Below are 12,272 nucleotides of genomic sequence, written 5' to 3'. Positions count from 1 at the left end.
GTCACCGGTTCCTCAGGGGCCGGAGGCACATGGCCACCGCGTCCGGCGCGTCCTCGACGCGCATCAGGTACTCCTCGCCCGTGTGCGCCTGGTAATGGTGCTGGGCGGTGGGGCCCTGCTGGACGAAGCCCTGATGGTGGGGCGGCGGCATGGACACGATGTACTCCCCCGGTTGGTCAGCCGGAGGACACCTTAGAACCTCAGGTCCGGCCGGCCGCGACCGGATCCGGCTCCGCCTCCCCCTGCCGGCTCGACCGCACAGCCTTGCGGCCGCCGGACAGCGACGTCAGGGCCACACCGCCCACGAGCAGCGCCGCCGCGCACCAGCGCAACGGGCTGACCGACTCGTCGAGGAACAGGGCCGCCGACGACATGCCGAACACCGGTACCAGCAAGGAGAACGGCGCGACCGAGGAGGCCGGGTGATGGCGCATCAGGTGGCCCCAGGCGCCGAAGCCGAAGATCGTGGTGATCCAGGCGACGTAGATCACGACGCCGGCGCCGGTCCAGTCCAGGGAGCGGAGGGCCGCCATGTCGCGGTCCACGCCTTCCATGAGCAGGGAGAGCCCGAGCAGCGGGAGGATCGGGACGAGGCTCACCCACACCATGAAGTTCAGGGCGTCGGGCGGGGCCGCCTTGCGGGTCATGACGTTGGAGACGCCCCAGCAGGCGGCCGCGGCGATGCAGAGCAGGAAGCCCAGCAGCGGGCCCGACGCGCCTTCGTCGACCGCCGCGACCGCGATGCCGCCGAGAGCGACGGCCATGCCGACCGTCCGTACGGGGCCCGGCCGTTCACCGAGGGCCACGAAGGCGAACAGGGCGGTGAAGACCGCCTGCACCTGCAGGATCAGCGACGACAGACCGGCCGGCGCCCCCTGGTCCATGCCCGTGAAGAGCAGGCCGAACTTGGCCACGCCCAGCACCAGTCCCACGCCGATGATCCACTTCCAGGCGACCTTGGGCCGGCCGACGAAGAAGACCGCGGGCAGGGCCGCCGCGAGGAAGCGCAGCGCGGAGAAGAGGAGCGGCGGGAAGTGGTCGAGGCCGATCTCGATGACGACGAAGTTGACGCCCCAGACGGCGGCGACCAGGGCGGCGAGGGCGATGTGGGCGGGCGGCATGACCCGAGCGGGAGGCATGGCATCGAGCATCGCCGCCGGGGACCGTGCAGGACCAGCACGGATTTCTTCATGGTTGGATGAAGCGCTGCTTACGAGAGGAGGCGCCGTGCTCGATCTCGGCCGACTGCGCGCCCTGCACGCCGTCTCTGTCCACGGCACGGTCGGCGCTGCCGCCGCAGCGCTCGGCTACACGCCGTCGGCGGTCTCCCAGCAGATCGCCAAACTGGAGCGGGAGACCCGTACGACGCTGCTGGAACGGCAGGGCCGCGGAGTGCGGCTGACCGACGAGGCACAGCAACTCGCGGCGACGGCAGAGCAGTTGCTGTCCCTCGTCGAGGAGGCCGAGGTGCGCCTCGAGGAGCAGCGCGGCGTGCCGTCCGGGCGGCTCGCCGTCGCTTGTTTCGCCAGCGCGGCGCGGGGCCTGATGCCCCTCGCGCTCGCCGATCTCGCCCGCCGCCACCCCGCCCTGGACGCGCGGCTGCAGGAGCTCGATCCGCACGTGTCGGTCGACCTCGTCGCCCGCGGCGCCATCGACCTGGCCGTGGCGCACGACTGGGACATCGCCCCGATGCCGGCCCCGCCCGGTGTGGAGCAGGCCCTGATCGGTGACGACCTGTGCGACGTGCTCGTCCCGACGGGCCATCCGCTGGCCGCCGAAGAGTCCGTACGCCGTGCGGATCTCGTGGACGAACGGTGGATCACCCAGCCGCCCGGCACCGTCTGCCACGACTGGCTGATGCGCACCCTGCGGGCAGCGGGCCATGAGCCGTTGATCGCCCATCAGGCAGAGGAGAACCACACCCAGGTCGCCCTGGTGGCCTCCGGGCTCGGCATCGCACTGGTGCCACGGCTCGGCCGCGGGCCGCTTCCGCCTGAGGTGGCGGCCGTACGGCTGGAACCGGTGCCGAGACGCCGGCTGTGCGCGCTGTGGCGTGCGGGGGCGGCGAGGCGGCCCGCGATCAGGGAGACGGTCCGCACGTTGCAGCGGCTGTGGCCGCAGGTCGCCGCCCAGGGGTGAGGAGCCGGCCCGGACGGCGGCAGCCCGGCGATCCGCCGTCGGCGGTGCAGCCGCGGCCGGAGGCGCCATTCGTGCCGGTTCTGCGCGGGGCCTTGACCTGGCAGTTACTTTCCGGATATCCGTGGCACCTTGGAAGTTTCCTTCAACCCCCCTTGTGCAACTCCCTTGTCGAGCAAGGCCGGAAGGAGCACCAGTGCACGACCGGAACCTCTCCAGACGCACCCTTCTCACCGCGACCGCGGTCGCCGCCGGGACGGTGGCGGTGGCGTCGCCCGCCGTCGCGTCGCCCGCCGCCGCCGGCACCCGAGACCGCCTCAAGCGCCTCATCTCCCGGATGAGCCTGGAGGAGAAGGTCGGCCAGCTCTTCGTGATGCGCGTCTACGGGCACTCCGCCACCGCGCCCGACCAGGCCGACATCGACGCGAACCTCAAGGAGATCGGTGTCCGCACGGCCGCCGAGCTCGTCGCCCGGTACCACGTCGGCGGCATCATCTACTTCGTCTGGGCGCACAACACCCGTGACCCGCACCAGATCGCGGACCTGTCGAACGGGATCCAGCGGGCCGGGCTCGCCCAGCCCACGCCCGTGCCGCTGCTGATCTCCACCGACCAGGAGCACGGGATCGTCGCCCGCGTCGGCAAGCCGGCCACGCTGATGCCGGGCGCGATGGCGCTGGGGGCCGGCGGCTCGCGGTCGGCGGCCCGTACCGCCGCGCACATCGCCGGGACCGAGCTCGCCGCCATGGGCATCGTGCAGAACTACGCGCCCGACGCCGACGTGAACGTGAACCCGGCCAACCCGGTCATCGGCGTACGGTCCTTCGGCGCCGATCCGGCCGCCGTCGCCCGGATGGCCGCCGCACAGGTGACGGGCTATCAGGCAGCGGGCATCGCCGCGACGGCCAAGCACTTCCCGGGCCACGGGGACACCACCGTGGACAGCCACACCGGCATCCCGGTCATCACCCACACCCGTGAGGAGTGGGAGCGGATCGACGCACCGCCCTTCCGGGCGGCGATCGACGCCGGGATCGACTCGATCATGACGGCACACATCCAGTTCCCCGCGCTGGACCCGAGCAACGACCCGGCCACGCTCTCCCGCCCGATCCTCACCGGCATCCTGCGCGAGGAGCTCGGCTACGACGGCGTCGTCGTGACGGACGCGCTCAACATGCAGGGCGTGCGGGACAAGTACGGCGACCACCGGGTGCCGGTGCTCGCACTGCTCGCGGGCGTGGACCAGCTCCTCAATCCGCCGGATCTGGCGGTCGCCTGGCACGGCGTGATGGGCGCGGTCAGGAGCGGCGAGCTCAGCGTCGCCCGCATCGAGGAATCGATCCTGCGGATTCTGCTGCTCAAGGAGAAGCTCGGGCTGTTCCGCGACCCGTTCGTCACCCACCGGGGCGTGGACCTCGCCGTCGGCACGGCCCCGCACCTGGCGGCCGCCGACCGGATCGCCGAGGGCACCACCACCCTGCTGACCAACCCGGACGGGCTGCTGCCGCTCAGCCGCCGCAGCAGGCCCAACCTGCTGGTCGTCGGCGCCGACCCGGCGTCCCCCAGCGGCACGACGGGCCCGCCGACGACCGTGCTGGCGAACGCCTTCACCGAGCTGGGCTTCAGGGCGAGCGCCCTGTCCACGGGCACCGCACCCAGCAGCGCCAAGATCGCCGAGGCGGTGGCCGCCGCCCAGGGCAAGGACGTCGTCGTCGTGGGCACCTACAACGTCTCGGCGACCAGTTCGCAGCGCACGCTGGTGGACCGGCTGGTCGCCACGGGGGTGCCGGTCGTCGCGCTCGCGATCCGCAATCCGTACGACATCGCCCGGCTCAGCGGGGTGAAGGCGGCGCTCACGAGCTACTCGTGGACCGACGTCGAACTCCGCGCCGCCGCCCGGGTCGTCGCGGGCGCGGCCGAACCGCAGGGCCGGCTGCCGGTCCCGGTGCAGCGCGCCGACGACCCGTCACGGGTGCTGTTCCCGATCGGCCACGGGCTGTCGTACAGCTGACGCACGAAGGGGCTGTGTCCGCCGTACCGCGGACACAGCCCCTCCTGTCGCCCGGGGGTCACGGACGCAGCGTGCGCTCCGTGTCCCGCTTGTCGAGCTTGGCGTCCGCCTTCGCGAGCGGCCTGGCCTTCGTCGGGTCCTCCTGGACGGCGGCCGAGGCGACGCCCGCCCAGGTCAGGATCGTGGCGGTGGCCTTCGCCTTCTCGTCAGCGGCGAGACGGGCGACACTGGCGCCGTGGTTGGCGCCCGGCGCGGTGTAGACGTAGCTGTCGCGCGCGCCCGCACCGAGACGGAACGGTTCGGCGCTCCACGGGTCGTTCTGGCCGTTGACGAACATCATCCGGGTGGCGTTGTGGCGCACCCAGGTGTCGACGTTCTTCATGACCCACGGCTTGAACCGCATCGGGATGTCACGCGGCACGAAGTTCCGCGGCGGCTGGTAGCCGTAGCGGCTCAGACCGTCGAGGTGCGGCTGCTCGATGTCGGGGGAGCCCAGCTCGGTGCCCGCCTGGTAGTAGTACGGGGTGTAGGTCGAAAGACCCTGGTCCGCGTAGGCGGAGAAGCCCGAGATCGCGTCGATGCTGTCCCAGATCTCCTGGTCCGTGGCGGTGGCCGCGGCCGGGATCGAGTCGCAGTCCGCGAGCAGGCTGTACTGCCAGAACGCCCACACGTAGTCGAGGACGACGGCCTCGAAGGCACGGTCCAGGCCGCCGACGGTCTCGAACGTGAGCTTGTTGTCCGCCGCGTACTTCTCGAACACGGCCTCCAGCGGCTCACGGCGCACGAGGGCCTCGCGCTGCACCGCGTTCAGCCTGTCGCGGCACTCCTTGGTGCCGACGTTCTCGAAGAAGCGGTCGTAGGCGCTGTCCTCGTTGTTGACGACGTCGTTGGGCGCGACGTAGGCGACGACACCGTCCATGTCGCGCGGGTAGTGGCGCTCGTAGTACGTGGCGGTCATGCCGCCCTTGGAGCCGCCGGTGGACAGCCACTTCTTGGTGTAGATCTTCTTCAGCTCGGCGAAGACCCGGTGCTGGTCGCTGGCGGCCTGCCAGATGTCCAGCGTGGACCAGTCCGCGGGAGCGGGCCGTGACGGCGTGAAGAAACGGTACTCCAGGGAGACCTGGTTGCCGTCGATGATGGTCGTCGGCTCACTCCGGCGCGGCGTGGTGGACACGTTGTAGCCGGAGGTGAAGAAGACGGTGGGGCGGTTGGTGTCCTTGTGCAGCAGGGTGATCCGCTGCTTGAAGGTGCCCTTGTCCGGGCGCCGGTGGTCGACCGGCTGTGTGTAGTTGAGGACGAAGAACCGGTAACCCGGGTACGGCTTCTCCTCGATGAGACTCATGCCCGGAATCGCCAGGATCCGGTCCTTGATGTCCGTGCCGGCCGTCGGCTCGGCGGCGGTCGCCGCACCGGCCGTCGCTCCGGCCGCGCTCACGGTGCCTATGAGCACCACCAGCGACAGCAGCCATCTGAACGCCTTGCGCATTCACCCTCCCCTGAAGATCTCCCCTTGAGATCAAACGGTCGCGGTGAACTTAGCGGTGCCAACCCCCGTCCCACCACCCCCAGTTGGCCATGGCGTGGCTGGCGGAGGAGCGCTCAGCACAGGATCCAGCCGGTCGAGCGGGAGGTGCCGGAGACCGAACCGGTGGCCTTCACGCAGCGGCCGCGCGCCGGCACGGTGACCGGTCCGGCCTGGCGCCTGAAGCTCCCGCTGTCCGTCTCCGCACGGTCGCCGCGCACCTGGAGGGAGACGGACATGGGCCGCCTGGCACCCGGGTTCCTGGCGAGGGTGACGGCGCAGACCTGCTGCCTGTTCTGATAGACCCTCAGCTCCCCGGTGGCGAAGGAGAGGGACTTCACCAGGCGTCCGGCGCACGGCGCCGCCGCCTGGGCGCTCTGGAGGCCTGGGCCCGCCAGCGCCATGGCGGACGCGGCCGTCAGCACGGCGAGCGCCCGGGCCGCTCGCCGCGCGTGCTTGTTCCCGTTCCCCACCCGATCGACCACGTCCGCTCCCCACTGCCACTGCTCCGTACACGCGTACGACGCACACACGGCGGGATTGGTTGCGATGCGCCGCGTCGGGCCCCGCGCGGTTGGCCGGGTCGGGCAACCGCGCGGACCTCCGCGTCGGGTCTCGCGCGGGCTACTGCGTGCGGGCCGCGCGGCGGCGCATCGCGACGACGACGCCGGCGCCCGCGACCACAGCCGCTGCCGCGCCGGCCGCGACCGGCAGGGCCGAACCGGAGCCGGTGGAGGCCAGGTTGCCGCCGGTCGTGGCCGATCCGGTGCTGCCGCCCGTCGATGAGGAGGAACCGCCCGCCGAGGCCGATCCGGTGCTGCCGCCCGTCGACGAGGCGGAACCGCCCGCGCCGCCGGAGCCGCCCGTCGCGGAGCCGCCGCCCGACTCGGAGCCGCCGCTGCCGCCGGAGCCGCCCGTGGCCGATCCGCCGGTGGCCGATCCGCCGGTGGCCGATCCGCCGCCCGACGTCCCGTCCGCCGCCTCGACGACGATCTCGGCCGTGTCGTTCGCCGCGTTCTTGTCGAACGGCCGCGGTCCGCCGGTGAGCGCCACCGTGCCCTTGGCTCCGGGCACCAGCTTCTCGACCTTCAGCTGGAAGGTGAGCCGCTCGACGCGGTCCACCTCCACCCAGTGGTTCCAGCTGCCGCAGGTGAAGCGGCGCGGATCGTCGGTGGCCTTGCAGAGGTCGGCGACCCTCGCGGCCTTCGTGCCGGCGGGGAGGGTGACGGTGACCTCGTGCGCGGGGATGCCCGCCTCACCCAGCACCCAGCCGGGCCCGGCATTGCGGAACGACAGCTCGGCGGGGGCCGTGTCACCCGCGCGGGCCTTCAGCCGCGCACCCGTCACCTGGAAGTCGGCCGTGCTGTCCGCGTTCACCGGCACGGTGACCAAGCGCTGCGAGAAGCCGGCCCCGTCGGACGTCTGCTCGACGAGTTTCTGCGCCGGTCCCGTGCCCTGCACGGGCTGGGCGCCGCTGTCGCCGGGCCCCTCGCCGTAGCGCCCGACGGACACGTGCACCACGTCGTGCAGCGCCCAGCCCTGGGCGTTCAGCGCGAGCGGCTTCTCGGGCGCGTACACCGCACCCGCCTCGATCGGCTGCACGTACTCGCACTGCGCCATGGAGTTACGCGGCGACTCGTCGGCCGAAGGAATGTCGTAGCGCACGCAGTTGGAGGGCAGCTCGGTGTGGGCGAGGCCCTGGGTGACGGCGTACGTGAGCCAGACCTTGTCCAGTGCTTCGGTGCCCTCGTTCCGGAAGGTGACCGGCAGCTCGAAGCCGCTGCCCGGCTTCACCCCCTCGACGGGCGCGATCGGCCCCAGGACGAGTCCCTTGCCGTCCTCCGCGGCGGCGGGCACGGAACCGAGGGCGATCAGGGCGACGGCGCTCGCCGCGCCGAGGACGGCACGGCGGCGGGCACGAGATGTGGGCATGGAGTCCCTCCGCACAAGACGGTGAACGGACGAGAACGCGCCGTTGAACGCGTTCGGTACGCAAGACAACCGCCCGCACCGAAAGGTTGTACGTGCCCCGCACCTCCCCTCACACGGTCGCGGGCTCGTCCTCCCCTATGAAGGTGCGCCACAGGGCGGCGTAGTGGCCGTCGCGGGCGAGGAGTTCGTCGTGCGTGCCGTCCTCGGCGATCCGCCCGTGGTCCATCACCACGACCCGGTCCGCACGGGCCGCGGTGGTGAGCCGGTGCGCGACCACCAGCGTGGTGCGGCGGCCGGTCAGCCGGTCCGTGGCCTGGTTGACCTGTGCCTCGGTCGCCAGGTCCAGGGCGGCGGTCGCCTCGTCGAGCAGCAGCACGTCGGGGTCGACCAGTTCGGCGCGGGCGAGGGCGATCAGCTGGCGCTGTCCGGCCGAGAGATTGCGCCCGCGCTCGGAGACCTCGTGCAGGTAGCCGCCGTCGAGGGTGGCGATCATGTCGTGCGCGCCGACGGCCCTGGCCGCGGCCTCCACTTCGGCGTCGCTCGCGCCGGGCCGGCCGTAGGCGATGGCGTCGCGGACCGTGCCGGAGAAGAGGTACGCCTCCTGGGGGACGACGCCGAGCCGGTGCCGGTAGGCGGTCAGGTCCAGCTCGCGCAGGTCGTGGCCTTCCCCGGGGCCCTCGCCCTGGTCGTCGTGGGAGGAGTCGTCGAGAGTGACCGAGATACGGCCGTCGGTCGGGTCGTAGAACCGGGCCACGAGCTTGACCAGCGTGGACTTGCCCGCACCGGTCTCTCCGACGAACGCGACGGTCTGCCCGGCCGGGATGCGCAGGTCGATGCCGGTCAGCGCCTCCTCCTCGTCGCCGCCGGAACCGTAGGCGAACGACACGTTCTCGAAGGCGATGTCGCCGCGCAGCTTGCGCACCTCGCGCGGCCGTTCCGCGGTGGCCGTCGATGTCGGCTCCCGCAGCAGCTCCTGCACCCGGCCCAGCGACACGGAGGCCTGCTGGTAGCCGTCGAAGACCTGCGAGAGCTGCTGTACGGGCGCGAAGAAGAGGTCGATGTACAGGAGGTAGGCGACGAGCGCACCCGTGGTGAGGGTCCCGGCCTCCACCCGCCCCGCGCCGACGATCAGCACGGCCGCGGCCGCCACCGACGACAGCAGCTGGACGAAGGGGAAGTAGACGGAGATCAGCCACTGGCCGCGGACACGGGCCTCGCGGTAGCTGTCGCTGCGCGCCGTGAAGTCGGCCACGCCGTCGCGCTCGCGCCGGAACGCCTGCACGATCCGCAGCCCGGAGACGGACTCCTGGAGATCGGCGTTGACGACGCTGATGCGCTCACGGGCCAGCTCGTAGGCCTTCACGCTCTTCCTGCGGAAGAAGTACGTGCCGACGATCAGGACCGGCAGGGTGGCGAACACGACGAGCGCCAGCTGCACGTCGATGACGACGAGCGCGACCATGATGCCGAAGAAGGTGACCACCGAGACGAACGCGGTGACAAGGCCCGTCTGCAGGAACGTGGACAGGGCGTCCACGTCCGTCGTCATCCGGGTCATGATCCGGCCGGTCAGCTCCCGCTCGTAGTAGTCGAGGCCGAGCCGCTGGAGCTGGGCGAAGATCTTCAGGCGCAGGGCGTACAGGACCCGCTCGCCGGTGCGTCCCGTCTTGCGGATCTCGCCGGTCTGGGCGGCCCACTGGACGACGACGGTGCCGAGCGCGAGGAGGGACGCCGTCCACACCGCTCCGAGCGCGACCTGTTCGACGCCCTCGTCGATGCCGTGCCGGATCAGCACGGGCAGCAGCAGGCCCATGCCCGCGTCGACGGCGACGAGCAGCAGGCTGACCAGCAGGGGCAGGCCGAAGCCGCGCAGGAGCGATCGGAGCCGGCCGCCCTCCCCCGCGCGGGCGCCGGCCGGTTCGGCCCCTACGGCCCGTGCCTCGTCGATGTCGGGCGTGTCCGTGGCCGGGGGAAGCGCCTCGACCTGGGCGAGCAGTTCGGGAGTGGCACTCGCGTCCTCCTTGGCCTCCCTGGCCTCGTCGGCTCGTTCGTCGCGCACCCACAGCCGGCGGGTGATGCCGCGCTCGGCGTCGAACTCCGCGTCCAGTTCGTCCCGCACGGTGCGGTCCTCGTCCGGATCGGGCGCGGGCTGCGGGAGCACGTGGCCGGGCGAGACGCCTCCGAGCTCGTCCGGGTCGGTCAGCAGCCGGCGGTAGAGCGCGGAGCGCTCCTGGAGCTCCTCGTGCGTGCCGATGTCGGCGAGCCGGCCGCCGTCCAGGACGGCGATCCGGTCGGCGAGGCCCAGAGTGGAGCGGCGGTGGGCGATGAGCAGGGTCGTCCGGCCCGCCATGACCTGCCGCAGCGCTTCGTGGATCTCGTGCTCCACGCGGGCGTCGACGGCCGAGGTGGCGTCGTCCAGGAGGAGCAGGCGCGGGTCGGTGAGGATCGCGCGGGCCAGCGCGATGCGCTGGCGCTGGCCGCCCGAGAGGGTCAGTCCGTGCTCGCCGACCTTGGTGTCGTAGCCGTCGGGCAGCTCGGCGATGAACCGGTCGGCCTGGGCGGCGCGGGCGGCCCGGTCGATCTCGTCCTGCGTCGCGTCCGGCTTCCCGTACGCGATGTTCGCGCGGACGGTGTCGGAGAACAGGAAGCTGTCCTCGGGCACGATTCCGATGGCGGCCCGCAGCGAGTCGAGGGTCAGCTCGCGCACGTCGTGGCCGCCGACGAGGACGGCGCCGCGGGTGACGTCGTAGAAGCGCGGCAGCAGGAGCGAGACGGTGGACTTGCCGCTGCCGGACGCCCCGACGACCGCGACGGTCTCGCCGGGCCGGATCTCCAGCGAGAAGCCGTCCAGGACCGGCCTGCCGTCCGCGTACGCGAAGCTCACGTCGTCGAACTCGACGCTCGCCTCGGCGTCCGCCGGCAGCTCCTTCGTGCCCTCGCTCAGGGACGGCCGGGTGTCGATGAGCTCCAGCACCCGCTCCACACCGGCCCGTGCCTGCTGACCGACGGTGAGCACCATGGCCAGCATCCGGACCGGTCCGACGAGCTGCGCGAGGTACGTCGAGAAGGCGACGAACGTGCCGAGCGTGATCTCGCCCTTCGTCGCCAGCCACCCGCCGACCGCGAGCATGGCCACCTGGCCGAGCGCCGGGACGGCCTGCAGGGCGGGCGTGTACCGCGCGTTGAGCCGGATCGTCCGCAGCCTGCCCGCGAACAGCTTCCGGCTCGCCTCGCGCAGCTTCCCGGTCTCCTGGTCCTCCTGCCCGAACCCCTTCACGACCCGCACGCCCGACACCGCCCCGTCGACGACTCCGGCGACGGCCCCGGCCTGGCTCTGCGCGTACCAGGTGGCCGGATGGAGCCGGGTACGGCTGCGCTTGGCGATGATCCACAGGGCGGGGGCGACGGCGAGGGCGATCAGGGTGAGCGGCAGGGACAGCCACGCCATGATGGCCAGGGAGATCGCGAACAGCAGGAAGTTGCCGATGGTCATCGGCAGCATGAAGAGCAGGCCCTGGATGAGCTGGAGGTCGCTGGTCGCCCGTCCGACGACCTGGCCGGTCGACAGCTCGTCCTGGCGCCGCCCGTCGAGCCGGGTGATCGTGCCGTACATATCGGTGCGCAGGTCGTGCTGGACGTCGAGCGCGAGCCGGCCGCCGTAGTAGCGGCGGATGTAGGTGAGGACGTACACCGCGACGGCCGCGGCGATCAGCAGACCGGTCCACACGGCGAGCGAGCGGGTTTTGGCCCCGATGACGTCATCGATGACAACCTTGGTGATGAGCGGTACGAGCGCCATGACGGCCATGCCGCCGAGCGAGGACCCGAGCGCGAGCACCACGTTGCGCCGGTAACGCCAGGCGTAACCGGCCAGACGCCGCGCCCAGCCGTCCTCTTTTCGAGCCGCCGCAGCCACCTGGGCCTCCCCGTCCGCACACTCGGATCCCGCTGATCCCGACGATCTGATCTTCCGGAAGGCACCAACGCGGACCGGAACGGATTTCATCCCTCCGCAACAAATCCCCGTCCCTGGTCCTAGGACCGCCCGGATGCGGGACGGGCGCGCCCACGCCATGAAGGGCGCCGGCGCCACCCTTGACCTCAATCATGCTTGAGGTACCAGGATCGCGGTCATGGACATCACCCAGATGCGGCTCGAGCTGCGCGCGCTGACCGACCGGGCCGAGATCACCGACCTCCTCGCCCGCTACCTCCGCTCCCTGGACGAGGGCGTCCTCGACGAGGAGTGGGCCCGCGCCTTCCACACCGAGGACGTCACCGCCGAGATGCCCGTGGGCACGGTCCACGGACGCGACGCCGTGCTGGCGACGGTCGGCCGTGCCATGGCCCTGTTCGACCGGACGGTGCACCTGGGCGGCAGCCCCGTGATCGAGATCGACGGCGACCGGGCCACGGCCCGCGGCCCGCAGTTGAGCACCCACATCCTGGCGGACGGGTCGGAGGACGTCTTCGTCTCCGCCGGCCTCTCGGAGACGGAGCTGGTCAGGACGGCGGACGGCTGGCGCATCTCGGCGACGGCCCTGCGCGTCGTGTGGACGCGGGGGACCCCTCCGCGCCTGCCGGAGGGACTGGGCCCCCAGGCAGGCGCCGGTTCGCCGGACGCGGCCGTGGGTAGTCACTGACGGCGCCCGGGCGGGCATCGCCCGG

Annotated in this window: 9 protein-coding genes; 3 read left to right on the top strand and 6 right to left on the bottom strand. The window is 72.0% G+C overall.

The window, feature by feature from the left end:
* Position 1: 1 nt before the first annotated feature.
* Both ACWD0A_RS07685 and ACWD0A_RS07680 read right to left on the bottom strand, forming a co-directional pair.
* Positions 2 to 157: a hypothetical protein gene (locus tag ACWD0A_RS07685; protein WP_451295617.1), complete on the bottom strand. Its 156-nt coding sequence runs from the start codon at positions 155 to 157 to the stop codon at positions 2 to 4.
* A gap of 43 nt (positions 158 to 200) precedes the next feature.
* Positions 201 to 1,121 carry an EamA family transporter gene (locus ACWD0A_RS07680; protein ID WP_451295949.1) on the bottom strand — a complete coding sequence of 307 codons (921 nt, stop codon included), beginning with the start codon at positions 1,119 to 1,121 and terminating at the stop codon, positions 201 to 203.
* A 106-nt stretch (positions 1,122 to 1,227) separates the two neighbouring features.
* Between ACWD0A_RS07680 and ACWD0A_RS07675 the strand changes: the two genes are divergently transcribed.
* Both ACWD0A_RS07675 and ACWD0A_RS07670 read left to right on the top strand, forming a co-directional pair.
* The gene (locus ACWD0A_RS07675) at positions 1,228 to 2,139 is read left to right on the top strand and encodes a LysR family transcriptional regulator (protein WP_451295615.1); all 912 of its coding nucleotides are present in this window, start codon (positions 1,228 to 1,230) and stop codon (positions 2,137 to 2,139) included.
* 193 nt (positions 2,140 to 2,332) lie between these two features.
* The gene (locus ACWD0A_RS07670; protein ID WP_451295613.1) at positions 2,333 to 4,150 is read left to right on the top strand and encodes a glycoside hydrolase family 3 protein; all 1,818 of its coding nucleotides are present in this window, start codon (positions 2,333 to 2,335) and stop codon (positions 4,148 to 4,150) included.
* Between the two features lie 58 nt (positions 4,151 to 4,208).
* Here the strand turns inward: ACWD0A_RS07670 and ACWD0A_RS07665 are convergent, their stop codons facing one another.
* From ACWD0A_RS07665 to ACWD0A_RS07650, 4 genes are all read right to left on the bottom strand, one after another.
* Entirely contained in the window at positions 4,209 to 5,636 is a 1,428-nt protein-coding gene (locus tag ACWD0A_RS07665) for a S28 family serine protease (protein WP_451295611.1), read from the bottom strand.
* Between the two features lie 113 nt (positions 5,637 to 5,749).
* Positions 5,750 to 6,076 (bottom strand): hypothetical protein, encoded by a 327-nt coding sequence (locus ACWD0A_RS07660; protein WP_451295947.1) that lies wholly within the window; start codon positions 6,074 to 6,076, stop codon positions 5,750 to 5,752.
* Between the two features lie 220 nt (positions 6,077 to 6,296).
* Complete coding sequence (locus tag ACWD0A_RS07655; RefSeq protein WP_451295609.1) at positions 6,297 to 7,604, bottom strand: hypothetical protein; 1,308 nt, start codon at positions 7,602 to 7,604, stop codon at positions 6,297 to 6,299.
* Positions 7,605 to 7,713: 109 nt separating this feature from the next.
* Entirely contained in the window at positions 7,714 to 11,610 is a 3,897-nt protein-coding gene (locus ACWD0A_RS07650; protein ID WP_451295607.1) for an ABC transporter ATP-binding protein, read from the bottom strand.
* 127 nt (positions 11,611 to 11,737) lie between these two features.
* On the opposite strand from ACWD0A_RS07650, the gene ACWD0A_RS07645 reads away from it, so the two are divergent.
* Positions 11,738 to 12,247, top strand: a complete 510-nt coding sequence (locus tag ACWD0A_RS07645; RefSeq protein WP_451295605.1) for a nuclear transport factor 2 family protein — start codon at positions 11,738 to 11,740, stop codon at positions 12,245 to 12,247.
* The last annotated feature ends 25 nt before the right edge of the window (positions 12,248 to 12,272 follow it).

The sequence above is a fragment of the Streptomyces sp. NPDC002867 genome (assembly GCF_053591895.1).
Note: the sequence above shows the minus strand (reverse complement) of the source record. Positions and strands in the feature narration are given on the sequence as shown.